Genomic DNA, 26,132 nt, shown 5'->3' on the forward strand with positions numbered 1-26,132 from the left:
GGGCCGCCCTGAAAAGGTTGCTTGAGTTTATTCGAAACGAACGCCGATCGCACCTCGCGAACAGCATTCCGCCGGGCTTGCATGGCCTGCCGTCTCAATCGAAGGCGATGGACACATCCCCGAAAGCGCCGAAATCGGCCTCAATCCGGGTTCCGGGCGGGCACTCGAGTGGCGCGATGAACGAGCCCGACAGGATCACCTGTCCCGCCTCGATCCGCTGACCGTATTGACCCATTCGCCGCGCCAGCCAGACCAGCCCCTGCACCGGATCGTCCAGCACCGCTGCGCCCAGCCCGGTCGCCTCCACTTCGCCATCCTTGCGCGCGATCGCGCCGGTCCAGCGCAGATCGACCTGCGTCGGATCGTGGCGCGCCGCGCCCAGCACGATCCCCGCATTCGCCGCATTGTCCGAAACGGTATCGACGATCACACGCGCCTGCCCGGTCGCGGGGTCGCTGCGCAGAATGCGGGTGTCGAGAATCTCCAGCGACGGGGTCACGTAATCGGTCGCGGCCAGCACCGCTGCGCGATCCGCCGTGGCGTCGAGCGGCGCTTTCATGACGAAGGCGATCTCGGCCTCGACCCGCGGTTGGATGAAACGCCCGGCAGGCACCGTCGCCCCGCTGGCGAACAACATATCGTCATAGAGCACGCCAGAATCCGGCGTGTCGATCTTGAGCGCGGCCTGCATCACCTTCGAGGTCAGCCCGATCTTCCAGCCAAGGATCGATCGTCCCGCCGCCAGCTTGCGCGCCATCTGCGCCGACTGGATTGCATAGGCGTCGTCCAGCGTCATGCCGGGATGGCGCAGGCTCAGCAGCCCGATCTGTTTGCGCGCTTCTTCGGCGGCCAGCAGGTCATCGGCGGCCTGCGCGATCTGATCGGGGCTCAGCATGTCGGCTCATCCGCAACGGTGTTGCGCAGCAGGCCGATACCTTCTGCCTCGACTTCGATCACGTCGCCAGGTTGCAGCCAGATCGGAGGATCGAACCGCGCCCCCGCCCCGGTTGGCGTGCCGCATAAGATCACGTCGCCCGGCACCAGCGTTGTGAATGTGGAGACGTAATTCACGATATAGCGGAAATCGAAGATCATCCGGCCTGTGCGATCATTTTGCCGGATCTCGCCATTCACGCGGGTGGTCAGCTCGATATCGTCCAACTGGGTCGCGTCGCGGAACGGCACCAGCCACGGGCCCATCGCCCCGGAGCGGTCCCAGTTCTTGCCCTGCGTTACGTTGAATTTCGCATGGCGCACCCAATCGCGGATCGTACCCTCGTTGCACAGGGTCAGCGCGGCGATGTGATCGTAGGCGTCTTCCTTCGCGATCCGGCGACCCGCCTTTCCGATCACGATCACCACCTCGCCCTCGTAATCGAGTTGCGGGCTTTCCGGCGGACGGATCAGCGGCTGATTATGGCCCGTGAAACTGCGCGGGAAGCGGATGAACATCGAGGGATAAGGCGGCGCGGCCTGCCCGTCTTTGTATTCGGCGTTTCGGTCGGGAAAGTTCACCCCGATACAGATCAGCTTTTCCGGGGCTGCCATCGGGATCAAAAACTCGACCTCGTCGATGCGATAATCAGAAGCGCGGCCCTCCGCCGCCGCAATCACCTCTTCCAGCGCGCCGGCCTCGACGACCTGCTGAAGGGGCGCGAACCGCGCGCCGAACTCTGGAGTGAGATCCACGATGCCGCCATCCTGCACCACGCCGTAGCGATCCGTGCCACCGGTGCGAAACGCCGCGATGCGCGGCAGTGCCAGAGTCATGACAGTCCCTCCTGTGCAAGCCCCAGACCATCGAGAATGGCGCTATAGGCGATGTCGATATCGGATTCGCTCATCGCAAAGGACCCGGCCTGAAAGCGGATCGCCAGCTGTTTGCCAACCCGCGTTTGGGTGAGATAGATGCGCCCGTCATCATTGATCGCGCTCACATGCGAGATCGTGTCGTCATCCGATGCGCCCGCCCGACGAAATGAGAACAGCGACAGCACCGGGGCGGTCACGATCTCAACGCCCGGGGTCGCAGCCAGCCGGTCATGCAACATCCCCGCCCAGCGAACGTGATCGCGGATCATCGCGCGCAGCCCCTCAAGCCCGTGAAAGCGCAGCAGGAACCACAGCTTGAGCGCGCGGAAACGGCGTCCCAGCGGCACGGACCATTCGGAATAGTTGACGATCCCATCGCGGCCATGGGTCTTGAGATACTCGGGCTGGATCGCCAGCGTGCGCACCAGCATCTCGGGGTCGCGAATGAAATGGGCCGAGCAGTCGAAGGACGCACCCAACCACTTATGCGGATTGAAGACGACAGAATCCGCACCCTCGACCCCGGCCCAAAGCGTGCGGAACTCGGGACAGATCATTGCAGAACCGGCCCAGGCAGCATCGACATGGATCAACAGATCATGGGCATGCGCGACCTCCACCAGTACTCCGATATCGTCGCATGCCCCGGCGCTGGTCGCCCCCACGCAGCCGATTACCCCGGCGGGCTGATACCCGGCCGCCAGATCCGCGCGGATCGCGGCCTCCAGCGCGTCGGGCGGGAGCGCGCCGCTGCGCGGATCGGCGGGCAGTTTCACAAGGTTGTCCTGCCCGATCCCCGCGATCCAGATCGCCCGGTCAATCGAGGAATGCACCTGATCCGAGCAGTAAATCCGCAAGCGCGGCGCTTGGCTGAGCCCCGCGCGATTGCCCTGCCAGTCCAGCGCACGCTCACGCATCATCAAGACCGCGGCCAGCGTCGCGGACGAGGCGCTGTCCTGAATGACGCCCGAGAACGCTTCGGGCAGCCCCAGCGCGTCGCGCAGCCATTCCATCATCCGGGTTTCCAGCTCGGTCGCCGCGGGGGAGGTCTGCCAGAGCATGCATTGCGCGGCCATAGCGGTGACCAGATATTCCGCCACCACCGACACGGGGGCTGCATTGCTGGGAAAGTAAGCGAAGAAGCGCGGATGCTGCCAATGGGTCATGCCCGGCTCGATCAGGCTCTCGAACTCGTCAAATATCCGCTCCATTTCGCAGCCGGTTTCGGGCGGCTTGGGCGGGATCGCGCGGTAGATCTCGCCGGGAGTCGTGCGCGCGCGCACCGGGCGGGCATCGAGTGTTTCACGATATTTCACGCCCCATGACGCCGCGCGCCGCGACCATGTCTCGAAGTCCTGAACATCCATCCTGTTTCTCCTGCAAGGGCTTGCGTGCGGGGCCCCGCTCACGGCGCGATGATCGGAGTGGCCTTCATGTCGCTGGCGACCGGCTCGACATCTTGGAACAGCGAGCCATGCTCGAACCACGAGCGCGGAGCGGGCGCCCCCCACAGCGTCTGGCGCTGCGGGTCCTTCAGATCCCAGCGGATCGCCTCGAGATCGGGATCGACGGTCTGATAATCCGAGCAGTAGATCTCGATCCGGTGACCATCAGGATCGAGGATATACAGGAAGAACGCGTTCGAAATGCCGTGACGGCCCGGTCCGCGCTCGATATTCGCGACATAGCCGGTGGTCGACATCAGGTCGAGCAGATCGATGATGTTGAGCGGCGTCGGCACCCAGAACGCGGTGTGATGCAACCGCGGACCAAGCCCGTTCGTGAAGGCGATGTCATGCACCCCGCCCTTGCGATGGGTCCATGCCGCCCAAAGCCGTCCGCTCTCTTCATCTTCGGTATATTCGGTGACGCGGAAGCCGATGCGATTGTAGAATTCGACCGCCTTATCGACATCGCTGGCAAAGCAATTGAAATGGTCGATCCGGAGCGGCTTCACGCCGTGATAGAGCGCATATTTCTGGTGGATCGGTTCCAGACGGTCCATCTGGAAATAGAACTCGATGGGCATCCCGAAACAGTCATGGGTGCGCAGCGTGCGGCCCTGATAGGGGCGCTCGACCCATTCGACCGAATGCCCCTCGGACTTGAACCAGTCATGCGCCTTGTCCAGCTCGCCCTCGTCGAAGAGCTTGAAGGCGAGCGAGCGCACATTGGCCTCGGGCGTCTTGACCAGAACGACCGAGTGATGCCCGCGCTCTTCCATCGCACGCAGGAAGATATGACGGTCGTCCTCGTCGGTCACCTGAAGCCCCAGCGTATCGACATAGAAGGCGCGGCTGGCGGCCAGATCGGTCACGCCGAAGACGACATGGCTGAGGCGGATGATGTTGAACGGCGGATACAGGTTCGGGGCCGGAATGGGCATGTCTCGCTCCCTTGAGATAAGATCGGGGCGGCCTCCTCCGACCGCACTCTGTCGTTAGCCGAGGCGCGGTACGCGATGCGCCTGACGCGGGAAGGAAACGTTGACCGTCTCCATGTAGAAATCGAAGGACCAGTCACCGCCATCGCGCCCGATGCCGCTGGCCTTCACGCCGCCGAAGGGACTGGGAAGATGGCGCACGTTTTCCGAATTCACCCAGATCATGCCCGCCTCGAGCGCGTCGGTCATCCGCATCGCGCGGTCCAGATCGGCGGTCCACAGATAGGCGGCCAGCCCGTAATCGACGTCATTGGCCAAGGCGAGCGCTTCGTCTTCGTCGGCGAAGGGGATCGCGGTCAGCACCGGGCCGAAGATTTCTTCCTGCGCGATGGTCATATCGTTGCGGGCCTGCGTGAACAGCGTGGGCGCAACGTAGCAGCCCTGATCGCCGACTTTCTCTCCACCGGTCGCGATGGTCGCGCCCTCCTCGCGGGCGGTCTCGAAATAAGACAGCACCTTGGCCTCGTGCTCGGGATGGATCAGCGGCCCCACCACCGTTTCCGAATCGAGCGGATGGCCGACCTTGATATTCGCCGCCACCTTGGCGACGCGCTTGCAGACGTCGTCGTAAATGCTCTCCTGCACCAGAATCCGCGAAGACGAGGTGCAGCGTTCGCCGTTGAGCGAATAGATCATGAAGCTCGCCGCATCGACGGCGCGGTCGATATCGGCATCGTCAAACACGATCACGGGGTTCTTCCCGCCGAGCTCGAAATGCACGCGCTTCAGCGTCGCCGCCCCCTGCGCCATGATCATCGAACCGGTGCGGCTTTCGCCCACAAAGGCAATCGCCTTGATGTCGGGATGTTCGGTCAGCCGCTTGCCCGCATCCTCACCATAGCCGTTCACGAGATTCAGAACCCCTTTCGGCAGGCCCGCCTCTTCGGCGATCTCGACCAGCAGCTTTGCGGTCATCGGCGAGAATTCGGCCGGTTTGTGCACCACCGTGCAGCCCGCCGCCAGCGCCGGGGCGATCTTCCAGGTGGACAGCATGAAGGGCGTATTCCACGGGGTGATGACGCCCACGGGGCCGATCGGGCGGCGCGAGGTCACGTTCATCTGCGTCGCGTTGCGAAGGGCCTGACCATCCTCGGCCGCCGGGGCCTTGTCTGCAAAGAACCGGAAATTGGCCGCCCCGCGCAGTGCCGCTTTCGACATGAAGCGCAGCGCCTGCCCGGTGTCGAGACATTCGGTGAAGGCGATGCGCTCGGCATTCGCCTCGATCGCCTCGGCGACTTTGATCAGGATTTTGCGGCGGTCCGCTCCGGGCATCTTGCTCCAAGTCTTGAACGCCTCTTTCGCGACGGCGACCGCGCGGTCGATATCCTCGACCCCGCCTTTCGCGACCTTTGCCAGCGGCTTCAAATCGACGGGCGAAAGCGTGTCGAACGTGGCACCGGATGCGGCCTCGACACTTTCACCTCCGATGTGATTGCGCACGCCGGTTTGAGCGAAATGCGCGATATAGCCTTCGGCACGGCGCAGGTTTTCCGTCAGATCGGTCATCACTTACCCTTGGCTTGGCCCGACAGGCGGGCGTGAATCGGTGTCTGCTTCCAGCTCAGCTCCGGGTCGATCACCCGGATTTCGAGCGAGAGCGCGAAATGTTCGGTGGCCAGCGGACCGGCAAGCGCGGTCTGGGCCGCGGCGAAAATCGCATCGCCCCCAGCGCGCAAGGTCGCCGTGTCGCGCCCCGCCCCCACCGAAAGCGTCAGCGCGGCGAAATCGTTTTCCGGCAGCCCGTCGGCCACGATCGCATGATCGGCGCAAAAGGCGCGCACCCGAATTCCGGCCACCGGGAACAGTCCACATTCGACCATCGCCGCATGCAGTGCCTGGCAGGCCGCCGAGATATCGACGCGCTCCGCCAGCCCTGCGGAATATTCGATCTTGAGATGCGGCACGATTCTCCTCCCGCGCTTTTCATTAACATGTTAAGTTTATCCAGACTTGTCAACCGCCCCAAACCCTCCGATTTTTGCCCGCCACCTGACAGGAACGAGGTATCGATGACCCAAGACAGCGCCCCCCGACAGCGGCCGGACGGGTTCGAGTTGAACGCCCCGCGTCGCTCATTGCCGATCGCCCTGCTGCGGGCGCGGGAATTGGTGATGGAGCGTTTCCGCCCGATGCTCAACGCGCATGACGTGACCGAGCAGCAATGGCGCGTGTTGCGAGTGCTGCGCGAAAGCGGGCCGCTCGATGCTTCGATGCTTGCCGAACGTGCCTGCGTTCTGGCCCCTTCGCTGACGCGAATGTTGCGCGCGCTCGAGGCTCGTGGACTGATCGAAATCCGCCGCGATGGCGAAGACCGCAGGCGCGCCAGCGTCGGGCTCAGCGAGGCCGGCACCGCCTTCCTCCGCGACGTCTCGCCCCAAAGCGCCGAAATCTATGCCAAGCTCGAAGCCGAAATCGGCGCAGAGCGGATCACCCGGCTTCTCGACGAGCTCGAGGCCTTCGTCGCTGCCCTGGAGCATGACGACCGCGCGTGAGATAAGTCATTTCATTGCGAACGAAACGGTCGTAGGGTTGGGTGTGTAAATCGGAGATCGCATGAAGCTCGAAGAGTTCTTTCCCTACCGTCTGGCCGTCGCGGCGGAAGCCTTCTCCCGTCGTCTGCAGGATGTCTACTCGCGCGAATATGGCCTGACGCGCGAGGAATGGCGGCTCATGTCGATCCTTGACGGGGTCGGTCGGATCAGCTCGCTCGACATCGCGCGGCGCACCACGCTCGACAAGGTGCAGGTGAGCCGTGCGGCGACCCGGCTTGAAGCGCGGGGGCTGATCGAACGGTTCGTGCCCGACAGCGACAGACGACTGCGGGAGTACGAATGCACGCCGGAGGGCCGCGCCCTCTATGCCGAAGCGCGACCAAAGGTGAACGCGCGCGCGCAGGCGATGCTGTCGGCGATGCCCCCCGAAGCGCAGGTCGCCCTCGAATACGGGGTCAACAGCCTGATCGACTCGCTCGCTCTCGATATCGAAACCCGTAACGAGAGCGCCGAGACCTGATCAGCAGCCAGGCCCGTCAGGGCCCGACCAGCCAGAGCGAGATCGCCGGGAAGGCGATGATCAGCACGATGCGCACGATATCCGCGACCCAAAACCACAAGATACCGCGGAACATCGTCATCAGCGGCACATCGGGCAAAACCGAGCGCAGCACGAAGACGTTCATGCCAACTGGCGGGGTGATCAAGGAGATCTCCGTCGCCACCACTACGATCACTGCGAACCAGATCAGAGCGTTATCGGGATTGGCGAGAACGCCCGAGCCGAAATCGAGTTGGTAAATCAGCGGATAGAAGATCGGCACTGTCAGCAGGATCATCGAGAGGCTCTCGAGCACCATGCCGAGGAGCATATAGATCAGCACGATGATGATGATCACCTCGAAGCCGCCAAGGCCCAGGTTGTAGACGATATCGGCCAGCGCGTCGGGCAGGCCGGCAAACGTGACGAAATTCCCGAAGATCTCGGCCCCGATTATGATCGCGAAGATCATCGCGGAGGCGATCGCGGCATCCTTCAGCGCCTCCCAGAGCGCGCGCATCTTCAGCCCGCCCACAGCCGCCGCGATCACCACGGCAGCCGCAGCCCCCATACCCGCCGCTTCGATCGGCGTGAAGAAACCACCATAGATCCCGACCATGATAAAAATGAACAGCGCCAAAGTCGCCAGCACGCCAATGAAATCGGTTCGCTTCATCGGAAGTGGCTCTCGCACCTCGGGGGCGAGTTTCGGGTTCAGCCGCACTGCGACCATCACCGAAACGAGATACAGGCCAATGCCCAGAACACCGGGAATGATCCCTGCGATGAAAAGCTTGCCGATATCGCTCTCGGTCAGCAGGCCGAAGATGATCATGATGACCGAGGGCGGGATCAGAATGCCCAGCGTGCCGCCCGCGGCAATTGCGCCCGTGGCGATCGAGTCATGGTAGCCGAAGCGGCGCATCGAGGGCATCGCGACCTTCGACATCGTGGCCGCCGTCGCCAGAGACGAGCCGCAAACCGCCGAGAAACCGCCGCAGCTGAGGATCGTGGCCATCGCGAGACCGCCGCGCATCCGCCCGAACACCCGGTCGGCACCGGTGAATAGTCCGCTGGCGATGCCGGACCCGGCAAGCACGTTGCCCATGAAGATGAAGAGCGGCACAACGGAGAGCGAGTAGTTCATCCCGGTCTCGAAGACGGCGCTGCCGACCATCGAGCCTGCGGCATCTGCCCCGCGCATCCACGCGAACCCTGCCCCGCCGACAAGCGCCATCGCGAAGGCGATCGGCACGCGCAGAAAGACGAGGGCCAGAAGAATGGCAAAGGCGATCAGAGAAATTGTCATTCCGGTCTCCGGAGCAGGGCGACCACGGCGGAGGCAACAAAGCTGACGATGCCGATCACGCCGAAATACCACAGTTTGATTCCAAGGCCCGATGTTGCGAGCTGGGTGTGGAACTGATCCTCGGCCAGGATCGCGAGGCGCCACGCGAAATAGCCCATGACGAGGGCTGCCACCACGCCGCCAATCCGCCCCAGCGCCCGGCGGACCGCCGTGGGCAGAAGCGGCATCAGCAGGTCCACCTCGACATGGCCGCCTTTGCCCGTGGTCAGCGGCATCGCCACAAAGACCAGCGCGCCCAACAAGACCTGCGTGATCTCATAGGCGCCGGTCAGCGGATTATTGAACAGGTAGCGGCCGACCACGTCGACGCAGGTGACGAGGATCAACCCCGTCACCAACCCGGCCGCGATCGCCTCGAGAACGAAGCGGGCGCGTGCAATCATGCGGACACGCCGGTCTGCTTGCGGAACTCTTCCAGCGCCGCGCGCCCGTCATAGTCACCGCCCAGGCTATCGGCCCACTGCCCTTCGAGGACGGCGGCCTGCTCCTTGATCGCATCGAGCACGCCCTGCGGCGCGGTCTCGGCGACCATCCCGCCATCGGCCGCAGCCTTCTTGCCGCGCTCATCCGCACCGTTCCACGCCTTGCCGACGCGGGTTGCGAAGGCGAGCCCCGAGAGCTTGTTGATCGCCTCCTGATCGGCCGGGGAGATCGAACCCCACTTGCCGGAATTCATCACGAGGAACCATGTGGTGTTGTAGATGCCGCCCGGGATCGTCGTGGTGTATTTCAGATAATCCGCGAGGTTGAACGAGGCGATCGCGTCATAGGGAAAAGTGACCCCATCGACGACGCCGCGCGAGAGCTTCTCATAGACCTCGCCCGAGGGGGTGAAGATCGTCTCGACCCCGAAATGGCTCATCAGATCGGCGATGTAGCCGCCCGGCACACGCATCTTCAGACCCTGCAGGTCTTCGATCTTGTTGATCGGACGCTTGTTGTTGTGGATCATCCCGGGTCCGTGGTTAAACAGGCCCAGCAGGTGGGTGCCGGCATGCTCCTCCTTGGCACCGAGCTTCTCGGTATAGACCGTCCAGAAGGCTTCCGACATCGACACCGCGTCATTGCCGAGGAAGCTGAACTGACCCACGCGCGAGTTCTTGAAGCGGTCGTCCTGCGTGAAGCTGTGCAGACCGTAAGTGATGTCGGCCACACCGTCGCGCGCCATGTCGAAATGCGCCGGCGGCGAGCCCAGCGGCTTGGCGAGGACGCGGATGCGCACACGGCCTTCGGTCGCAGCCTCGATATCCTTCGCCCAGGGCTTGATCGCGTCCACCACGATCGGGTGGCGCGGCGGGAGCCAGCTGGAAAGTACGAGATCCACCCCTTCGGCGCGCGCCGGAATTGCCGGGAGCGCAAGGCTGGCCCCGGCTAGTGCCGCAGTGCCGAGCATCGAACGTCTGGTCAGTTTGGTCGTCATTTTTTCCTCCCCTGATGACGAAGCCTCGGGCCGAGCCCGATTAACTTAACGTGTTAACTTCATTCGCAGTCGTGTCACTTGTCAACTTCGCCTTGTGTCCGCTCTGCCGTGCGAGCGCGAAAGCTTCTTCCAGAACCTCCGGATCGCCGACGTGATTCATCAAGATCAGAACGAGCCGCGCGTTGAGTGCTGCGCTCTCCGCTTCCGTCAGCCCTTTATGCGTCGCGATCAATTTCTCGTAGAGCGCGTCGTGATCCTTGATATTGAGTTCGGTCTGCAAGCTCATGCCCGTCCCTCCTTGATCGCGGTGAGATGGTCGGTGATCTGGGCGGGCTCCGCCGTTTCCCAGCGCGCCGCGATGATCTGGTCAGGGCGGATCAGGTACAGCCCTGCCGTCGCCTGTCCGAGATAGCGCGCGCTCAGCTCCGGCGTGACCTCGAGCGCGAGCGTATTCTGGCCATCAACCTCAGGCGCCTTGCAGCCAATCGCGAGCAGGGTGAACTGGCCCGCAAGCTTTTGTAGGAGCCATTCATTCCCGAGAGGCGCGTCCGGCGCGACTTTCCCGGGGCGGCTCACATCCGGCATCGCCTCGACGTTCGGCGCAGCATCGAGCGGATAGCAACACGGAAGGCTGAGCCGCCCGGAATTGACCATCGGTCGCGCAAAAGGCGCATGTTCCGAAAGCGCCAGAACCGCGTCGCGGAACCAGCGCTCAGCGCCGGCACGAGGCGACATAAACCGTGTCGTCCGGCTGGAATTGGTCAGGTTCTCATCGGAGCCATAGGTCCGCTCCGCATCGTAGCGCTCAAGAAGTTCCGGGCTCGCTCCGTCGTTGATAATCGCGGCAAGCCGCCAACCGAGTGCATCGACATCTTGCAGGCCGCCATTGCCGCCACGTGCGCCGAACGGGGAAACGACATGGGCGCTATCGCCCACGAAGATCACACGATCATGCACGAACTTCTCGAGCCTGCGGCACTGGAACGTATAGATCGACGTCCAGTCGAGCTTGAAGTTCGAGTGACCCACCGCTTTCTCGATACGCGGGATGATCCGCTCGGGCTTGCGCTCTTCCTCCGGGTCTGCCTCCCAACCGAGCTGAAGGTCGATGCGGTAGATATTGTCGGGCTGCTTGTGCAAAAGCGCCGACTGCCCGGCGTGGAATTCCGGCTCGAACCAGAACCACCGCTCGGATGGGAAATCGGCCTGCATTTCGATATCGGCAATGAGGAAACGCTCCTCGAACAACTCGCCTTCGAAATCGAGCCCCATCATCTGGCGAATGGGTGAACGCGCCCCGTCGCAGGCCAGCAGATAGTCTGCTTCAAGCGCATACTCACCATCGGGCGTTTCGATCTGCACAACCGCACAATCGTCGGTCTGGCTCAGCCCGGTGACCTTGTTCTTGAAACGGAGGTCGATCAGCGGATTGGCCAGCGCCGCCTCGACCAGATACTCCTCGACATAGTATTGCTGAAGGTTCACGAAGGCGGGCATCTTGTGGCCGTCTTCGGGCAGCAGGTCGAAGTTGAAGACCTCGCGCGCGCCGTGCCGGGTGCGCCCGACCTTCCAGGTCACGCCTTTCTGCACGCAGGCATCGCCCACGCCGAGACGGTCGAGAATTTCGAGCGAGCGTTTCGACCAGCAGATCGCGCGGCTGCCGACAGAAACGACATTATTGTCGTCGAGGATGACGGAGCCCACGCCGTGGTTCGCAAGCTCGATCGCAGCCGCAAGGCCAATCGGCCCTGCGCCCACGATGATGACCTTGTGGCGAGCCTCCGGCCCCGAAAGGCCGGGAGGCGCTACATAGTCGAACGGTTTATAATCATACGGCATGGCTCTCCTCCCTCCCGGCTCTCCTCAGCCTTGCAAAGCGTTCCACATTTCCTGATCGCGCTCAGCCGTCCAGACACGCGGGGTGTCGATGCCGCGGGCCTCGTCATAGGCGCGCGCCACGTTGAACGGCAGGCAATGTTCGTAGATCGCGTAATCGGCGAATTTCGGATCGCAGGCTTCGCGCACCGCGTCCCATGCCTCTTTCAGGGTGCCGCCGCGGGCCACCACACGTTCCACCGGCTTGTAGCTCGAGCGGATGAAGTCGGCGGTGTTTTCCAGCGCCTCGGTGACCATCTCCTCACCGACCAGCGCATCACCCCGACCGGGCGCAATCGCCTTGGGCTCGAAAGCCGCGATATTGGCAAGCGTCTCGGGCCAGTCCTGATAGTGCCCGTCGCCGCAATAACAGGCCGAGTGATACTCGACGATGTCACCGGTGAACATGACCTCCTGATCCGGGACCCAGATCACCGCGTCGCCTGCGGTATGGGCGCGGCCCAGATGCATGATATCGACGCGGCGGTTGCCCAGATAAACCGTCATCTGGTCTGAGAAGGTCGTGGTCGGCCAGGTCAGACCCGGGATTTCCTCATGGCCTTGGAACAGACGCGGGAAACGACCGAATTCACTGTCCCAGTCTTCCTGACCGCGTTCGGCGACCTGAGCGCGCGAGGTATCGGACATGATGACTTCGCGGGCACCATAAGCCGATGCGCCGAGAACGCGCACGGCATGGTAGTGGGTCAGCACGAGGTGGCTGATCGGCTTGTCGGTCACCGAGCGGACGCATTCGATCACCTTGCGCGCAAGTCGCGGAGTGGCCTGCGCCTCAACGATCATCACGCTGTCGTCGCCGATGATCACACCGGTGTTGGGGTCACCTTCCGCGGTGAAGGCATACAGCCCCTCGCCCACCTGGGTGAAGCTGATTTTCTTGTCTTCCATGTCGCCTTGCGACGCGAATGCCTTGGCCATGAGATGCCTCCTTATTCCTTAGCCCAGTCCGGCAAGGCGCGGGCGGGCAGAACCTGCCCTGCGCAATCACCGAACCCGATGCGGTATCCTTCACCCTGCGCAGCACCGCGCAGGGTCAGCGTGTCACCATCCTCGATGAAGCTGCGGGTCGAGCCATCGGGAAGTTCCAGCGGCTCCTTGCCCGACCAGCTGAGTTCGAGCAGCGAGCCCCGGCTGTCTTTCTCGGTGCCCGAGATCGTGCCCGAGCCCAGCAGATCGCCTACGCGCATGGCGCAGCCCGACGTGGTGTGATGGGCCAGCTGCTGCGCGGCAGAGTAGTAGAGCATCGAGGTATTGGTGCGCGAAATCACCGCTTCCTCGCCGCCCTCGGGGCGCAAAGCGACCTCCAGGTCGATGTCGTAATTCATCCGCCCCGGCTCGCGCAGATACGGCAGGAGCGGTCGCTCGCGCTCGGGCGTCGAGACCCGGAACGGCTCCAGCGCGGCGCGGGTCACGATCCACGGACTGATCGTGGTCGCGGTCGCCTTGGCCTGAAACGGACCGAGCGGCACGTATTCCCAAGCCTGGATATCGCGCGCCGACCAGTCGTTGAGCAGCACATAGCCAAAGATCATCTCATCGGCCTGACCGACCGAGATCATGCCTTCCGAGGGCTGGCCGACGATGGCGCCGAATTCCAGTTCGATGTCGAAGCGCGCCGAGGGGGCGAACCGCGGCAGATCCTCGTTCGGACCTTTCACCTGCCCGTTGGGGCGGATGACCGGCGTGCCCGAGACGACGACCGACGAGGCGCGGCCGTTATAGCCGATCGGGATCGACAGCCAGTTCGCGGGCAGCGCGTTTTCCGCCCCCCGGAAGATTGTGCCGATATTGGTCGCGTGGTTTTTGCCTGCATAGAAATCCGTGTACTCGGCCACGCGGAACGGCATCAGCATCTTCGCGCCGGACTGCGGCACCAGATGCGGCTCGACCGCCGACTTTTGCGTCTCGTCGGCTAGAAGCTCGGTCAGGCGCGCGCGCAGCTTGGCCCAGGTGTCCGGGCCGGCTTCCATGACGCGGTTCCAAGCGGGCTCGGCAAAGAGCTCCGCCGGAAGCCCGTGATCCACCTTGGCCACATCAAGTATCATATCGCCGATCGCGACGCCCATCCGCGCCCCCTTGCCGTCGTCAAAGACGCCGTAGGGCAGGTTCTGGATCGGAAAGTCGGTGTCGCCCTGTGCGGACGACACCCAGCTGGTCTTGTCGGTCATTTGATCCCCGGTTTTCCATCGAATTTCTTCTCGATGCTGTCCCAACAGTCGATGTAATCGTCCTGAAGGGGCGCTTCCTTCGCCGCGAATTCGGTCAGCATCTGCGGGAAGCGCGTCTCGAACATGAATTGCATCGTGTCAGCCTGATAGACCGGCTCCATCGGCTCGTTCGATGCATGTTCGAAGGCGTTGCGATCCGGCCCGTGCGGCAGCATCATGTTGTGCAGGCTCATCCCGCCCGGCACGAAGCCCTGCGGCTTGGCGTCGTAGATGCCGTAGATGTTGCCCATCAACTCGGACATGATGTTCTTGTGATACCACGGCGGACGGAAGGTGTGCTCCGCCACCATCCAACGCTCGCGGAACAGCACGAAATCGATATTCGCGGTACCTTCCTGCCCCGAGGGCGCGGTGAGCACGGTGAAGATCGAGGGATCGGGGTGATCGAACAGGATCGCGCCGACCGGGCTGTAAGTGCGCAGGTCGTATTTATAGGCGCAGTAGTTCCCGTGCCATGCCACCACGTCGAGCGGGCTGTGGCCGATGAACGTCTCGTGGAACTGCCCGCACCACTTGATGACGACCCGGCTTTTCGCGTCACGATCTTCGAAGGCGGCGACGGGGCATTTGAAGTCGCGCGGGTTGGCAAGGCAGTTTGCGCCGATCGGACCGCGGCCCGGCAGGTCGAACTTCTGGCCGTAGTTTTCGCAGACAAAGCCGCGCGCAGGCCCGTCGAGAAGCTCGACACGATACACGAGACCGCGCGGCAGGATCGCGATTTCCTTGGGCTCGAGGTCGATGATCCCAAGCTCGGTGCAAAAGCGCAGACGCCCCTCCTGCGGGACCACCAGCAATTCGCTGTCGGCCGAAAAGAAATACTCGTCTTCCATCGATTTGGTGACGAGGTAGATATGGCTTGCCATGCCGACCTGAGTGTTCACGTCGCCGGCCGTGGTGACCGTGCGCATCCCGGTGATCCAGGTCAGCTCTTCGTCGGTATGCGGCACCGGATCCCAGCGATACTGACCAAGGCTGATCACGTCGGGGTCGATATTGGGCGCCGATTTCCAATACGGCACGTCGATCTTCTCGAACCGACCGGTATGCTTCACCGAGGGTCGGATGCGGTAGCACCACGTGCGCTCGTTCTGGCCGCGCGGTGCAGTGAATGCGGTGCCCGAAAGCTGCTCGGCATAGAGGCCATATTCGACCTTCTGCGGGCTGTTCTGCCCCTGAGGCAGAGCGCCGGGCAGCGCCTCGGTTTCGAAGTCATTGCCAAAACCGGGCATATAACCTTCATGCGTGCCGGTGGTGCCGGTCGCGCGGATCATGCCCTTCGGAAGCGCTTGATCGGTCATGAGATCCTCCAATCCCTTGGTCACGGGCAGCGCGGAAAGCTGCGGTTTCGAACCTGGCCTGATTTTTCGTTTCATTCGCAACGAAGTCAAGGATATTTATTGCACTCGCAATGAATTCACCGCTGTATTATGATGGCGCGGATGTAAAAAATGTGCGAAAGTAGGGGGTTGAGGATGTCTGAAGATGCAACTGAGATGCCCGAATTTGATCTCTACAGCTTTACCCCCTATCGGCTGGCCGTAGCTGCCGAGAAACTTTCGGAGAGGCTCGCCCGGCAATATCGAGACCGGTTCGGTATCTCGATTCCCGAATGGCGTGTCCTCGTCCATCTCGCACAGAGCGATGACGTATCGGTGCGGGACATCGAAGCGCGGGTGGCGATGGAAAAATCCAAGGTCTCGCGCGCGGCATCCCGGCTGGAGACCAGCGGGCTGATCGCAAAAGCCCGCCACGAAGGCGACAAACGACTGGTGAAGCTGCGTCTCACCGCGAATGGCCGTGCAATGATGGCGGAGCTTCTGGTGCTGGCGAACGCCTTCCAAGCCGAGTTGGAGGCAGAACTCGGCGACGCGGCCACAAAGCTGGAGACCGGTCTGGACCGGCTTCTCGCACTCCCACCACGGTAAACGACATGACTTCCCGGTCTCTTGGTTCTCTCGGCTGCACATCGCCGCCGCTTTGTCGTTGCAAATGAAACGTGTTTTGTGCTTCTTTGTTGAAAGCGCAACAAAACACAGATGCCCACGCGACGATGACCCGACACGAGACCGATACACCGCTGCCCGAGTTCCAGCTCGATGATTTCCTGCCCTATCTGATGGCGGAGATCGCGACGAAGCTGAGCGACGAGTTGGCTCAAGGCTATCGCGAGGCCGGGCTGAGCATGCCGCAATGGCGAGTGATGGTTCACCTCAGCCACGCCGGGCCGGTGTCGGTGCGCGATATCGAACGGCGCGTCTCGCTGGAGCGGCCCAAGGTCAGCCGGGCCGCGGCGGCGCTGGAACAGGCGGGGCTTTTGACGAAACGCCCCGACCCCTCCGACGGACGCCTGATCGCGCTCAGCCTGACCCCGACCGGACGCGAGTTGATGGCCAAACTTCTACCGCGTGCCATTGCCTATCAATCGGATCTGGAGACGCTTCTGGGCCGCGATCTGGCGGGGCTGCGACGCGGCATGGATAAACTGCTTACAAAGAAGGCGGCACAATGACGGTGCTCTATGATTACTGGCGGTCCTCGGCGAGTTACCGGGTGCGGATCGCCCTCGGTCTGGCCGGAATGGACTGGACGAGCGTTTCCGTCGACTTGACCAAGGGCGAGCAGACCGAGCCTGCGCATCTTACGCGCAATCCGCAAGGGCTGGTTCCTGCGATAGAGCTCGACGGAAAGTGCTTCACCCAATCCTTGGCGATCCTCGAATATCTCGATGAGACGCGTGATCTGAACCTTCTGCCCGGCGATGCCGCTGAACGCGCGAAGATCCGTGCTCTCGCCCATGCCGTCGCCATCGATATTCACCCGATCTGCAATCTTCGCGTCGCCAAACACGCAGTCGCCGCCTCTGAGGGAGCGATCACGATGCAGGGCTGGATGCAGGCCTTCATCGGACCCGGCCTTCAGGCACTGGAGGCGATGGTGGACGCGGGCGATTACTGCCACGGTGCGTCGGTAACACTTGCCGATCTGTGTCTCGTGCCGCAGCTATACAATGCGCAGCGCTGGAAGGTCGACCTGACAGGGATGCCGAAACTGACCCGGATCGGCGCGCATCTCGAAAGCCTGCCCGCCTTCGCCGCGGCGCATCCCGACAAAACCCCGCATTGAGACGCATGCAGACAGCTTGAATGCACCCGGCCCGCAGATGCAGGCCGGGCTTTTCCTTCAGACCGCCGACAGCCCTGCGTCGAGCGCGCCGAGGATCGTGGCGATGTTCTCTTCGGTCACGACCAGCGAGGGGGACAGGATCACGTTATTGCCCGAGATCCGAACCATTGCGCCCGTCTCATACGCGCCGCTATGAACCTTGGCGATGCTCGCCTTGTCGATCGGCGCCTTGGTCGCGCGATCCGAAACCAGCTCCAGCGCACACATAAGACCACGTCCGCCACGCACGTCACCCACGATGTCGTGCTTTTTCTGAAGGTCGAGCAACCCTTCGTAGAGCTGCGTGCCACGCGCGGCCGCGTTGTCCTTAACGTTGAGCGACTGCGTCTCTTTCAGGCAGGCGATGGCCGCCGCGGCGCCGACCGGATGGCCCGAGTAGGTGTAGCCCGAGCCGATTGCCGCCTTGCCGCTGGTGTCGGACTCGAACACTTCGGCCACGCGCCCCGAAATCATCACGGCGCCGAAGGGGAAATAACCGTTCGTGATTGCCTTGGCGGTTGTCATCATGTCGGGCTGCACACCCCAGAGCCGCGAGCCCGACCATGCCCCCGTGCGACCGAAGGCGGTGATCACCTCATCGGCGATCAGCAGAATGCCGTATTTGTCGCAGATCGCCCGCACGCCGGGCATGAAACTCTCATACGGGACGATCACGCCCCCTGCCCCAAGGATCGGCTCCATGATCATCGCGGCGATTGTCTCGGCGCCCTGGAACTTGATCTCGTCTTCTAGTGCAGCGAGGCAAAGCTGCGCCAGCTTCTCGGGATCGGTTTCGTTGAAGGGGTTGCGATAGGTATAGGGCGCGGGGATGTGATAGCAGCCCGGCATCAGCGGTTCGTACTGTGTGCGGAAATTGGAGTTGCCGTTGACGCTTGCGCCCAGCGTATGCGTGCCGTGATAGCCCTTCTTGAGAGAGAGGTATTTCACCCGGCCCGCCTCGCCGCGCACCTTGTGATATTGCCGCGCCAGACGCAGCGCGACCTCCACCGAATCCGAGCCACCCGAGGTGTAGAACGCGCGCTCCAGTCCGTCGGGGGCGAAGAACTCGGCCAGCATCTCGCCGAGTTCGATCACCGCGTCATTCGTGGTGCCACGAAAGATCGAGTAATAGGGCAGACGGTCGAGCTGCGCCGCGATGGCATCTTTCACCGGCTGGCACGAGAACCCGAGATTGACGTTCCAAAGCCCGCCCACACCGTCGACCGTCTTGCGGCCATCGACATCGGTGATCGTCACACCGTCGCCCGCCACGATGATTTCGGGTAGATTCTTCTGGCTGTCCGCAGGGTGAGCCATCGGGTGCCAGATCGAACGGGCGTTGCGCTCTTTCAGGAAATTTTCGTCTTTCATATCGGTCCTCATCATAGGCCCAGAAGGCGCAGCGCGGTGGCGTAGCTCTGAGCAGGAGTTTGCACGTCGAAGTGAACGGGGATCATGCCGACGGCCTCAGCGCCACGAATGTTGCGCAGCTGGTCATCGACGAAAACGCAGGCTTCGGCCGGAAGGTCGAGCGCCTCGAGCACACCGTGATAGGCGCGCGGATCGGGTTTCAGAATCTTGGTATAGGTCGCGTCGATCACAGCGTCGAAGCGGCGCAGGAAGGGCAGCTTCTCGCGGAAATCCGCGCCGTAGAACAGATCGAGCTCGTTGGACAGGATCGCGAGGCGGCACCCTGCAGCCTCGGCCCTGCCGATCGCTGCGAGGAATTCCGGGCGGAGCACATCGGCAGGGCTCGCCCCGCGCGCCGCGCGCACGAAATCGGACATCTCGCTCCAGTCGCGTCCGACCAGAGCCGCCACTTCCTGCGTGCGCTGGCGCCAATAGTCGCGCTCCGAGATTTCATCCGCCTGCATCGCGCGCCAGAGCGGGTCGGTCTGAGGCTCGAACGGACCGCGCCAGGTCAAGCTTCCCGACGCAAGACCCAACGCAGCCTCGGTCAGATCATGCGTTTCGAACAGCGTGCGTGAGATCACGCCACCGAAGTCGAGCACGAGCGCGCGCTCAGCCATGCGACACCTCGCGTTGTTGATAATCCGCAGAAAGCGAACCGCCCATTAGCTCGGACAGGCGGGGCACCCATTTTCGCAGAGCCTCCACCATGGCTGCGCGTTTCTCGGCCCCCGCGCGCGACGAAGGAACCGCGATCGAAACCGCGCCGATCACCGCACCGCCAAGCCCGAAGATCGGCCCAGCGAGAGAAGAAACCTCGTCGTCGAAGCCCTTCTCCACCCAAACACTGCCATTGCCACGGCATTCCGCCAGCTTTTCGCGCAGGCTATCGGGATCGACGACGGTCTGGGCGGTGAAGCTCTCCAGCGGCGCATCCAGAACCCGCGCCCGCAGATCGTCTCCGCCGAAGCAAAGCATCACCAAGCCAGAGGCTGTCGCGTGCAGAGGCAATAGCTGCGACTCGTCGAAAGCGACCTGCGTCCCGTGCAGGCGCGGATCATGATGCACGACCGGCGATAGCTGCTGGCCTTGCAACAGAGAGACATGGACCAGTTCGCCGACTTCCTGCGCCATCTCTTCGATAAAAGGACGCAACACCGAACGCAGCGGCATATTCGCCTCGCGCACCCCGTAGAGACGCAGAATCGCGGGGCCCAGCCGATAGCCACGGGTCTCCGGGTTCTGTTCGAGAAAGCCGCATTCGGCCAATTCAACGAGATGACGGTGCACAGTGGCCTTATCGCGCTGCGTGAGACGAACATATTCGCTGAGCCCGATCTCGGGGCGCTGAGTGGAGATATAATCCAGCAATTCCAATGCCTTTGTGATCGTTCCCATCGCGCCCTTTGACAGCCTCCCGTAAAATTTCCGTTCGTTGCAACTGAAACGTTGACAGAAAAGAAAACCCGATGCAAGAATATTTGATACCAACGGTTCAAATAATAAACCACTCAACAGGAGAGCTTCATGACTTCGACCTTCAAGCTGCTGGCAGGGGCGCTCGCCCTCGGCCTCCCGCTTGCCGCGGGCCTGCCCGCGCAGGCCGAATACCCCGAGAAACCCGTCGAATTCGTCGTCCCGTTCCCGCCGGGCGATCTAGAAGACGTGCTGACCCGGATGATCGCGGACGAGTTCCAGAAGACCTATGGCGTTCCCGCTGCGGTGGTGAACAAACCCGGCGGCGGCGGCGGCCCCTTCCCCGGCGCGGCCGAAGTCGCGCAGGCTCCGGCCGATGGCTACACGGTCGGCTCGTTCGTGATTGACGTGCCCGTGGTCGGCCCCTCGGTTGGCATCCCCGCGCTCAGCCCCGATCCTTTCGAGCCGGTGGGCATTTTCCTGACCTACCCGTTCGTCATCGCCGCCTCAAAGGACGCGCCCTATGCAACGATCGACGAGCTGGCCAGCTATGCCAAGGACCACGACGTCGCTCTGGGACACTTCGGCTCCTTCCTGATCCCGACGCAGGTGACCTTCGCACTCGCGAAGAAAAAGGACTTCGATTTCGGATCCGAAGCGGCGTTCGACGCGCTTGACTGCAACACGCTAGCTTCGGGCGACGCGGACGTGATCAACACCACCCTGCAACTGATCCTGCCCTGCCTCGACGATGTGAACGTGATGGCCTCGATCGGCGAAAAGCGTATTCCGCTGACGCCCGACACGCCGACGGTCGGCGAGCTGGAACCGGATCTCGACCTGGCGCTGTGGGATGGCCTCTTCGTCAAGAAAGGCACTCCTGAGGACGTGCGCGAAAAGATCGCTGCCGTCGCCGAAAAGGTCATGAGCTCGGATAAGGCCAAGGAGCTGGCCGATCAGACGGGCGCGCTGATCTACTGGCAAAATGCCGCGACCGCGACCCAGCGCATCGCGCATGACAGTGAAACCCTCGGCACGATCGACGGTCTCATCAATGGCGAATGAGCCATCCTCTCCAGGCCCCGCGCGCGAGATTCCTCCGCGCGCGGGCGTCCGCTTTGCCCGGGCGATCCGCACCAAGAACCTGGAGGATCTGTTCAAGCGCTATCGCCGTCCCGGTGACATGGCCTTCGCCGTGCTGTTCTTCGCGCTCTCCATCGGTTTGTTGATCGCCCTGCCGTGGCAGACCGAATGGGTCAAGCGCACGAAGACCTACGCGCAACCCGCCTTCTGGCCGATGATCTCGATCATCGCGATGGTTGTATTCAGCATGTTTCACCTTCTCGGCTCGTTTGTCTCGGAGCGCATTCCCGGCCGATGGCGCGAAGTCATGCAATGGCTACGCTCGCTCGAATATGCGGTGTGGTTCATGGCCTATGTCGCGTTGGTCCCGCTCATCGGATACCTGCCCGCCACGATCCTGTTCAGCTGCGCGATGACGCTGCGTCTGGGATACCGCGGCTGGCGCTGGATGCTGATCTCCGTCCTGTTCTCGGTCGTCGTCGTGGTGCTTTTCAAAAGCTTCCTGCAAGTCAAAATCCCCGCCGGACTGATTTACGAGGCCGCCCCTGCGCCCTTCCGCGCAATTCTAATGACCTACTTCTAAGGAGCGTCCCTCATGGACATGCTGCTTTCCGGCGCAGAGATGCTTATGCGCCTCGACGTTATGGTCGCTCTCTTGATCGGTTCGATTGGCGGGGTGATCATCGGTGCGATCCCCGGCGTCGGCCCGGCCGTCGCAATCGCCATCCTGCTGCCCGCAACCTTTGCGATGCCGCCGCTGGTCGGCTTGACCATGCTTCTGGGCATCTACGGGTCGTCAATGTTCGGCGGGTCGCTGCCCGCAATTCTGATCAACACGCCCGGCACGGCGGTCAACGCGCTGACCACCTATGACGGCCACCCGATGACGAAAAAGGGCGAGGCGTTGCGCGCGCTTGGCCTCGCCTATGGAGCCTCGTTCTTCGGCGGCGTCGCCTCGATCATCGCTCTGATCCTGCTTTCGCCCGTGCTGGCGAAAATCGCGCCGATGTTCGGCTCGCGAGAGATTTTCCTGGCCGCGCTGCTGGGTATCGTCCTGGTGATCCTCGCCCATCGCGGCCAGACCTTCGCGGCCGGGATGCTGGCGGCCTTCGGGATCTTTCTGCAGACCGTCGGGCTGGAGCCCGTCAAATACACGATGCGCTTCACCTTTGGTTTCGACTTCCTGAATTCGGGCTTTGATTTGATCGTGGTGGTTCTGGGGCTTTTCGCGCTGAGCCAAGCCTTCCTCCTGCTGATCGAGCCGGAATCGGCACCTCATGCGCAGCGCATCGAAGGCTCAATGGGGCGAGCGATGATGGGTGTCCTACGCCACAAAAGGGTGGCGGGCTTTGCCGCGAGCTGCGGCGTGATGATGGGAATGATCCCCGGCGTCGGCGAGTTCACCGCGCAATTTCTGTCCTACACTTACGCACAGAAAACCTCGAAGACGCCCGAAGAATTCGGCAAAGGCAGCCCCGAAGGCCTGATCGCCTCGGAGGCGGCGAACAATGCGGTTCCCGCCGCCGCGATGATCCCGCTGCTGGCGCTCGGCATCCCGGGCGAAGCGCTCACCGCAATGATGCTGTCGGTCTTTTACGTCCACAACGTGATCCCCGGCCCGCAGCTGTTCCAGAACAAGCTCGATTTCGTCTACGCGCTCTATATCGCGATGATTCTGCTCAACATCATCGTGGTGTTGTTCATGCTCGTCTCGTCGAACTGGCTGCTCAAGATCATCCAGATCCCGACGCGTTTCCTTGGCATGATGATCCTCGTGCTCAGCTTCGTCGGCGTCTATTCACTGCGCAACTCGATTGTGGACTGCGCGATTGCTGCCGCGTTCGGTGTCCTCGGACTGATATTGAAACGGCAAAACCTGCCGATCGTCCCGATCGTTCTAGGCATGGTTCTGGGCGGCATCATGGAAACCAAGTTGAGGTCGTCGATGGCGCGCGTGCACGTGCCGATCGATTTCTTCGACCGTCCGATCGCGGCAATCCTTGGATTGGCCATAGGCGGACTTCTGATCGCCCATTTAGCGAGCCTTTACCGCGAGCGCCAGAACCGCGAGCCAGAGAGCGCGCACGATCACGACATGCATGACAGTTTCACGAGGTAAGCAATGCTCGATACCGACAAGATCGCGGCGCTGCGTAGCGCCGACATCCCCCCTGCCCTGCATCTGATCGAGGGCGCGGCACAGCCCGCCTCGGACCATGGCACATTGCCGGTGATCTCACCGCTCGACGGGCGCGAGATCACCACGCTGGCGCGCGGCACCACCACCGATGCCGAAGCCGCCATCGCCAGCGCACGCGCGGCCTTCGATGACGGGCGCTGGTCAGGGTTGGCCCCGGCTGCACGCAAGGCAGTGCTGCTGCAATGGGCCGCGTTGATCGAGGCCAACGCACTGGAGCTTGCCGTTCTCGGCGTGCGCGACAACGGCACCGAGATCGGCATGGCACTGAAGGCCGAGCCGTTCTCCGCCGCCGCGACGATCCGCTACTATGCCGAGGCCATCGACAAGATTTATGGCGAGATCGCCCCCACCGCGCCCGATGCGTTGGGGCTGGTGCATCGCGAGCCGGTGGGCGTGGTCGGCGCGATCGTACCATGGAACTTCCCACTGATGATCGGCGCGTGGAAGCTGGGCCCGGCACTGGCGGCGGGAAATACCGTGGTTCTAAAACCGGCCGAGACCGCGTCGCTCACGTTGCGCCGTATCGCCGATTTGGCGCTCGAGGCCGGGATGCCGCCGGGCGTGTTCAACGTCGTGCTGGGCGAAGGCGCGGTGGTCGGCGAAGCGATGGCTCTGTCGATGCAGATCGACGTGATGGTGTTCACCGGCTCGGGTCCGGTCGGGCGGCGTCTGCTGGAGAACGCCGCGAAATCGAACCTCAAACGCGTCTATCTGGAACTGGGCGGCAAATCGCCCAACATCGTCTTTGCCGATGCGCCCGATCTGGACATGGCGGTGAAGGTCGCGGCCAACGGCATCTTCCGCAACTCCGGCCAAGTCTGCATCGCGGGATCGCGACTGCTGGTCGAGCGGTCGATCCATGACGCCTTCGTCGAAAAGCTGCGTGCCTTCACCGAGACGATGCAGGTGGGCGATCCGCTCGACCCGGCGACGCAGGCCGGCGCGGTGAACTCCGCCCGCCAACTGGAGCATAACCTGCGCTTCGTCAGCGAGGCCGAAGCCGCGGGCCGACAGGTCTTCGGCGGCAAGCGCATCCGTGAAGAGACAGGCGGGTTCTTCATGGAGCCCACGATCGTCACCGGGGTCGCCCCCGACGATCCGATCGCACAGCGCGAAGTCTTCGGCCCGGTTCTGGCAGTGATCCCGTTCGACACCGAAGAAGAGGCCCTGCGCATCGCCAACGGCACCGATTATGGGCTGGCCGCGGCCGTCTGGACCGCAGACCTGAGCCGCGCGCACCGGATGATCCGGGGCATCCACGCGGGCGTCGTGCATGTGAACACTTATGGCGGATCCGACCTGACCGTGCCCTTGGGCGGGGTCAAGCAGTCGGGCAACGGGCATGACAAGTCACTGCATGCGTTCGATAAATATCTCGATCTGAAAACCGCTTGGATCAAACTTTAAGGGGGCGCATATGACTGATCGCACCATTCTCGTTGTCGGCACTTACGACACCAAGGACGATGAACTGACCTATCTGCGCGAGGTGATCGAGGCACAGGGCGGACGTGTCCTGCGCATGGACGTCTCGGTTCTCGGCGAGCCCTCGACCCCGGTTGAATACAGCAAACATCAGGTGGCCGAAGCGGGCGGCTCTTCTATAGAGGCTGCGATTGCGAGCGGCGACGAAAACCAGGCGATGCAGATCATGGCGCGCGGGGGCGCGATGCTGGTCGCGCAACTCCATGCCAAGGGCCTGTTCGACGGGATGGTCGTGCTGGGCGGAACCATGGGCACCGATCTCGCGCTCGACCTATGTGCGGCGCTGCCAATCGGGGTACCGAAATATATCGTCTCGACGGTCTCTTTCTCGCCGCTTCTGCCGCCCGAACGGATCGCGGCGGATGTGCAGATGATCCTCTGGGCGGGCGGGCTTTACGGGCTGAACTCGATCTGCAAAGCCTCGCTCAGTCAGGCGGCGGGCGCGGTTCTGGGCGCGGCCCGCGCGGTGGAACGGCCCGATCGTTCGAAACCGCTTATCGGGATGACGTCCTTCGGGAAATCCTTCCTGAAATACATGGTGACGCTGAAGCCCGAACTGGAAGCGCGCGGCTACGAGGTCGCGGTATTCCACGCCACCGGCATGGGCGGGCGCGCCTTCGAGAGCCTCGCGGCACAGGGCGCCTTCGCCTGCGTTTTCGACTTCGCGACGCAGGAAATCGGCAACCACCTGCATGGCTCTGCCATCAGCGCAGGCGCCGACCGGATGACGAATGCAGGCGCCTCGGGCACGCCGCAGATCATCGCCCCGGCCTGTCACGATCTGGTCGATATGGTCGGCTGGCAGCCCCTGCCCGACAAATGGAAAGATCATCCGAGTCACGCGCATAACCGGCTGCTGACCTCGGTCGTGCTCGATAATGCGGAGCGCCGGGCGGTGGCGCGTGCGCATTGCGAGAAATTGGCTGGGGCAAAGGGACCGACCGCACTGCTGCTGCCTTTGGGCGGGGTGCACGAACTGGACCGTCCCGGCCACGATCTGCACGACCCTGAGGGGCTGGCGGGCTTTTTCGACGAAATCCGCGCCTGCGCGCCCGACAATGTCGCATTGCACGAGGTAAAGGCCCATATCAACGACCCCGACTTCCCCGCAGCGGCGCTTGAGATTTTCGACGCGTGGCGGGAGGAGGGTCTGATTAAGGGCTGAGTTAGAGCAG

General features: G+C 62.9%; 27 protein-coding genes. 10 read left to right on the plus strand and 17 right to left on the minus strand.

Features of this window, described 5'->3' with window-relative positions; all coding sequences use genetic code 11:
- Positions 1-94: 94 nt before the first annotated feature.
- The 6 genes from BMI86_RS16600 to BMI86_RS16625 are packed head-to-tail and all read right to left on the minus strand — an operon-like array spanning position 95 to position 6,159.
- Positions 95-892 (minus strand): 2-oxo-hepta-3-ene-1,7-dioic acid hydratase, encoded by a 798-nt coding sequence (locus tag BMI86_RS16600; protein ID WP_210402736.1) that lies wholly within the window; start codon positions 890-892, stop codon positions 95-97.
- The gene (locus tag BMI86_RS16605; RefSeq protein ID WP_078542325.1) at positions 889-1,770 is read right to left on the minus strand and encodes a fumarylacetoacetate hydrolase family protein; all 882 of its coding nucleotides are present in this window, start codon (positions 1,768-1,770) and stop codon (positions 889-891) included. Before BMI86_RS16605 ends, BMI86_RS16600 begins: the two co-directional genes overlap by 4 nt.
- The gene (locus BMI86_RS16610; RefSeq protein WP_078542326.1) at positions 1,767-3,179 is read right to left on the minus strand and encodes a pyridoxal-dependent decarboxylase; all 1,413 of its coding nucleotides are present in this window, start codon (positions 3,177-3,179) and stop codon (positions 1,767-1,769) included. Before BMI86_RS16610 ends, BMI86_RS16605 begins: the two co-directional genes overlap by 4 nt.
- A 38-nt stretch (positions 3,180-3,217) precedes the next feature.
- The gene (gene hpaD / locus BMI86_RS16615; RefSeq protein WP_078542327.1) at positions 3,218-4,198 is read right to left on the minus strand and encodes a 3,4-dihydroxyphenylacetate 2,3-dioxygenase; all 981 of its coding nucleotides are present in this window, start codon (positions 4,196-4,198) and stop codon (positions 3,218-3,220) included.
- A 54-nt stretch (positions 4,199-4,252) separates the two neighbouring features.
- Positions 4,253-5,761, minus strand: a complete 1,509-nt coding sequence (gene hpaE, locus BMI86_RS16620; RefSeq protein ID WP_078542328.1) for a 5-carboxymethyl-2-hydroxymuconate semialdehyde dehydrogenase — start codon at positions 5,759-5,761, stop codon at positions 4,253-4,255.
- Positions 5,761-6,159 (minus strand): 5-carboxymethyl-2-hydroxymuconate Delta-isomerase, encoded by a 399-nt coding sequence (locus BMI86_RS16625; protein ID WP_078542329.1) that lies wholly within the window; start codon positions 6,157-6,159, stop codon positions 5,761-5,763. Before BMI86_RS16625 ends, hpaE begins: the two co-directional genes overlap by 1 nt.
- Before the next feature lie 105 nt (positions 6,160-6,264).
- Between BMI86_RS16625 and hpaR the strand changes: the two genes are divergently transcribed.
- Both hpaR and BMI86_RS16635 read left to right on the plus strand, forming a co-directional pair.
- Entirely contained in the window at positions 6,265-6,747 is a 483-nt protein-coding gene (hpaR, locus tag BMI86_RS16630; RefSeq protein WP_078542330.1) for a homoprotocatechuate degradation operon regulator HpaR, read from the plus strand.
- Positions 6,748-6,808: 61 nt separating this feature from the next.
- Positions 6,809-7,267: a MarR family transcriptional regulator gene (locus tag BMI86_RS16635; RefSeq protein WP_078542331.1), complete on the plus strand. Its 459-nt coding sequence runs from the start codon at positions 6,809-6,811 to the stop codon at positions 7,265-7,267.
- A 16-nt stretch (positions 7,268-7,283) separates the two neighbouring features.
- Here BMI86_RS16635 and BMI86_RS16640 read toward each other — a convergent pair whose 3' ends face one another.
- The 8 genes from BMI86_RS16640 to hmgA are packed head-to-tail and all read right to left on the minus strand — an operon-like array spanning position 7,284 to position 15,499.
- Entirely contained in the window at positions 7,284-8,597 is a 1,314-nt protein-coding gene (locus BMI86_RS16640; protein ID WP_078542332.1) for a TRAP transporter large permease, read from the minus strand.
- Positions 8,594-9,040, minus strand: coding sequence for a TRAP transporter small permease (locus BMI86_RS16645; RefSeq protein WP_078542333.1), 447 nt, complete (start codon positions 9,038-9,040; stop codon positions 8,594-8,596). Before BMI86_RS16645 ends, BMI86_RS16640 begins: the two co-directional genes overlap by 4 nt.
- Complete coding sequence (locus BMI86_RS16650) at positions 9,037-10,077, minus strand: TRAP transporter substrate-binding protein (protein ID WP_246831746.1); 1,041 nt, start codon at positions 10,075-10,077, stop codon at positions 9,037-9,039. Before BMI86_RS16650 ends, BMI86_RS16645 begins: the two co-directional genes overlap by 4 nt.
- A gap of 40 nt (positions 10,078-10,117) precedes the next feature.
- Positions 10,118-10,363, minus strand: a complete 246-nt coding sequence (locus BMI86_RS16655; RefSeq protein ID WP_078542334.1) for a DUF2783 domain-containing protein — start codon at positions 10,361-10,363, stop codon at positions 10,118-10,120.
- On the minus strand, positions 10,360-11,916 hold the full coding sequence (locus BMI86_RS16660; RefSeq protein ID WP_078542335.1) for an FAD-dependent oxidoreductase: 1,557 nt from the start codon (positions 11,914-11,916) through the stop codon (positions 10,360-10,362). Before BMI86_RS16660 ends, BMI86_RS16655 begins: the two co-directional genes overlap by 4 nt.
- Positions 11,917-11,940: 24 nt before the next feature.
- Positions 11,941-12,891: an MBL fold metallo-hydrolase gene (locus BMI86_RS16665; protein ID WP_078521176.1), complete on the minus strand. Its 951-nt coding sequence runs from the start codon at positions 12,889-12,891 to the stop codon at positions 11,941-11,943.
- 11 nt (positions 12,892-12,902) lie between these two features.
- On the minus strand, positions 12,903-14,141 hold the full coding sequence (gene fahA, locus BMI86_RS16670; RefSeq protein WP_078542336.1) for a fumarylacetoacetase: 1,239 nt from the start codon (positions 14,139-14,141) through the stop codon (positions 12,903-12,905).
- On the minus strand, positions 14,138-15,499 hold the full coding sequence (gene hmgA / locus BMI86_RS16675) for a homogentisate 1,2-dioxygenase (RefSeq protein WP_078521180.1): 1,362 nt from the start codon (positions 15,497-15,499) through the stop codon (positions 14,138-14,140). The genes fahA and hmgA overlap by 4 nt, the downstream gene beginning before the upstream one ends.
- 174 nt (positions 15,500-15,673) lie before the next feature.
- On the opposite strand from hmgA, the gene BMI86_RS16680 reads away from it, so the two are divergent.
- From BMI86_RS16680 to maiA, 3 genes are all read left to right on the plus strand, one after another.
- On the plus strand, positions 15,674-16,126 hold the full coding sequence (locus BMI86_RS16680) for a MarR family winged helix-turn-helix transcriptional regulator (RefSeq protein WP_078542337.1): 453 nt from the start codon (positions 15,674-15,676) through the stop codon (positions 16,124-16,126).
- Between the two features lie 125 nt (positions 16,127-16,251).
- Positions 16,252-16,710 carry a MarR family transcriptional regulator gene (locus BMI86_RS16685; protein ID WP_078542338.1) on the plus strand — a complete coding sequence of 153 codons (459 nt, stop codon included), beginning with the start codon at positions 16,252-16,254 and terminating at the stop codon, positions 16,708-16,710.
- Positions 16,707-17,324 (plus strand): maleylacetoacetate isomerase, encoded by a 618-nt coding sequence (gene maiA / locus BMI86_RS16690; RefSeq protein WP_078542339.1) that lies wholly within the window; start codon positions 16,707-16,709, stop codon positions 17,322-17,324. The genes BMI86_RS16685 and maiA overlap by 4 nt, the downstream gene beginning before the upstream one ends.
- 57 nt (positions 17,325-17,381) lie before the next feature.
- Here the strand turns inward: maiA and BMI86_RS16695 are convergent, their stop codons facing one another.
- Genes BMI86_RS16695 through BMI86_RS16705 form a run of 3 tightly spaced genes read right to left on the minus strand, consistent with a single transcriptional unit; the run spans position 17,382 to position 20,288 of the window.
- The gene (locus BMI86_RS16695; protein ID WP_078542340.1) at positions 17,382-18,734 is read right to left on the minus strand and encodes an aminotransferase class III-fold pyridoxal phosphate-dependent enzyme; all 1,353 of its coding nucleotides are present in this window, start codon (positions 18,732-18,734) and stop codon (positions 17,382-17,384) included.
- A gap of 11 nt (positions 18,735-18,745) precedes the next feature.
- A complete protein-coding gene (locus BMI86_RS16700) occupies positions 18,746-19,393 on the minus strand; it encodes an HAD-IA family hydrolase (RefSeq protein ID WP_078542341.1) in 648 nt (215 codons plus the stop codon).
- On the minus strand, positions 19,386-20,288 hold the full coding sequence (locus BMI86_RS16705) for an IclR family transcriptional regulator (RefSeq protein ID WP_246831747.1): 903 nt from the start codon (positions 20,286-20,288) through the stop codon (positions 19,386-19,388). Before BMI86_RS16705 ends, BMI86_RS16700 begins: the two co-directional genes overlap by 8 nt.
- Positions 20,289-20,300: 12 nt before the next feature.
- Here BMI86_RS16705 and BMI86_RS16710 point away from each other — a divergent pair, with 12 nt between their 5' ends.
- The 5 genes from BMI86_RS16710 to BMI86_RS16730 are packed head-to-tail and all read left to right on the plus strand — an operon-like array spanning position 20,301 to position 26,122.
- The gene (locus BMI86_RS16710; protein ID WP_078542343.1) at positions 20,301-21,254 is read left to right on the plus strand and encodes a tripartite tricarboxylate transporter substrate binding protein; all 954 of its coding nucleotides are present in this window, start codon (positions 20,301-20,303) and stop codon (positions 21,252-21,254) included.
- Positions 21,244-21,855 carry a tripartite tricarboxylate transporter TctB family protein gene (locus tag BMI86_RS16715; RefSeq protein ID WP_078542344.1) on the plus strand — a complete coding sequence of 204 codons (612 nt, stop codon included), beginning with the start codon at positions 21,244-21,246 and terminating at the stop codon, positions 21,853-21,855. The genes BMI86_RS16710 and BMI86_RS16715 overlap by 11 nt, the downstream gene beginning before the upstream one ends.
- Before the next feature lie 12 nt (positions 21,856-21,867).
- Complete coding sequence (locus tag BMI86_RS16720) at positions 21,868-23,391, plus strand: tripartite tricarboxylate transporter permease (RefSeq protein ID WP_078542345.1); 1,524 nt, start codon at positions 21,868-21,870, stop codon at positions 23,389-23,391.
- 3 nt (positions 23,392-23,394) lie between these two features.
- Positions 23,395-24,879 carry an aldehyde dehydrogenase gene (locus BMI86_RS16725; protein WP_078542346.1) on the plus strand — a complete coding sequence of 495 codons (1,485 nt, stop codon included), beginning with the start codon at positions 23,395-23,397 and terminating at the stop codon, positions 24,877-24,879.
- Between the two features lie 10 nt (positions 24,880-24,889).
- Complete coding sequence (locus BMI86_RS16730) at positions 24,890-26,122, plus strand: Tm-1-like ATP-binding domain-containing protein (RefSeq protein ID WP_078542347.1); 1,233 nt, start codon at positions 24,890-24,892, stop codon at positions 26,120-26,122.
- Positions 26,123-26,132 lie beyond the last annotated feature (10 nt).

The sequence above is a fragment of the Thioclava sp. DLFJ5-1 genome (genome assembly GCF_002020115.1).
GTDB lineage: Bacteria > Pseudomonadota > Alphaproteobacteria > Rhodobacterales > Rhodobacteraceae > Thioclava > Thioclava sediminum.

Coding starts and splice junctions, on each gene's coding strand:
- BMI86_RS16610 (WP_078542326.1), bottom strand. CDS start 3,179: ATGGATGTTCAGGACTTCGAGACATGGTCGCGGCGCGCGGCGTCATGG.
- BMI86_RS16640 (WP_078542332.1), bottom strand. CDS start 8,597: ATGACAATTTCTCTGATCGCCTTTGCCATTCTTCTGGCCCTCGTCTTT.
- hpaE (WP_078542328.1), bottom strand. CDS start 5,761: ATGACCGATCTGACGGAAAACCTGCGCCGTGCCGAAGGCTATATCGCG.
- hpaR (WP_078542330.1), top strand. CDS start 6,265: ATGACCCAAGACAGCGCCCCCCGACAGCGGCCGGACGGGTTCGAGTTG.
- BMI86_RS16655 (WP_078542334.1), bottom strand. CDS start 10,363: ATGAGCTTGCAGACCGAACTCAATATCAAGGATCACGACGCGCTCTAC.
- BMI86_RS16695 (WP_078542340.1), bottom strand. CDS start 18,734: ATGAAAGACGAAAATTTCCTGAAAGAGCGCAACGCCCGTTCGATCTGG.
- BMI86_RS16725 (WP_078542346.1), top strand. CDS start 23,395: ATGCTCGATACCGACAAGATCGCGGCGCTGCGTAGCGCCGACATCCCC.
- BMI86_RS16715 (WP_078542344.1), top strand. CDS start 21,244: ATGGCGAATGAGCCATCCTCTCCAGGCCCCGCGCGCGAGATTCCTCCG.
- BMI86_RS16660 (WP_078542335.1), bottom strand. CDS start 11,916: ATGCCGTATGATTATAAACCGTTCGACTATGTAGCGCCTCCCGGCCTT.
- BMI86_RS16680 (WP_078542337.1), top strand. CDS start 15,674: ATGTCTGAAGATGCAACTGAGATGCCCGAATTTGATCTCTACAGCTTT.
- maiA (WP_078542339.1), top strand. CDS start 16,707: ATGACGGTGCTCTATGATTACTGGCGGTCCTCGGCGAGTTACCGGGTG.
- BMI86_RS16720 (WP_078542345.1), top strand. CDS start 21,868: ATGGACATGCTGCTTTCCGGCGCAGAGATGCTTATGCGCCTCGACGTT.
- BMI86_RS16650 (WP_246831746.1), bottom strand. CDS start 10,077: ATGACGACCAAACTGACCAGACGTTCGATGCTCGGCACTGCGGCACTA.
- BMI86_RS16730 (WP_078542347.1), top strand. CDS start 24,890: ATGACTGATCGCACCATTCTCGTTGTCGGCACTTACGACACCAAGGAC.
- BMI86_RS16710 (WP_078542343.1), top strand. CDS start 20,301: ATGACTTCGACCTTCAAGCTGCTGGCAGGGGCGCTCGCCCTCGGCCTC.
- BMI86_RS16645 (WP_078542333.1), bottom strand. CDS start 9,040: ATGATTGCACGCGCCCGCTTCGTTCTCGAGGCGATCGCGGCCGGGTTG.
- BMI86_RS16635 (WP_078542331.1), top strand. CDS start 6,809: ATGAAGCTCGAAGAGTTCTTTCCCTACCGTCTGGCCGTCGCGGCGGAA.
- BMI86_RS16685 (WP_078542338.1), top strand. CDS start 16,252: ATGACCCGACACGAGACCGATACACCGCTGCCCGAGTTCCAGCTCGAT.
- fahA (WP_078542336.1), bottom strand. CDS start 14,141: ATGACCGACAAGACCAGCTGGGTGTCGTCCGCACAGGGCGACACCGAC.
- BMI86_RS16605 (WP_078542325.1), bottom strand. CDS start 1,770: ATGACTCTGGCACTGCCGCGCATCGCGGCGTTTCGCACCGGTGGCACG.
- BMI86_RS16700 (WP_078542341.1), bottom strand. CDS start 19,393: ATGGCTGAGCGCGCGCTCGTGCTCGACTTCGGTGGCGTGATCTCACGC.
- hmgA (WP_078521180.1), bottom strand. CDS start 15,499: ATGACCGATCAAGCGCTTCCGAAGGGCATGATCCGCGCGACCGGCACC.
- BMI86_RS16665 (WP_078521176.1), bottom strand. CDS start 12,891: ATGGCCAAGGCATTCGCGTCGCAAGGCGACATGGAAGACAAGAAAATC.
- hpaD (WP_078542327.1), bottom strand. CDS start 4,198: ATGCCCATTCCGGCCCCGAACCTGTATCCGCCGTTCAACATCATCCGC.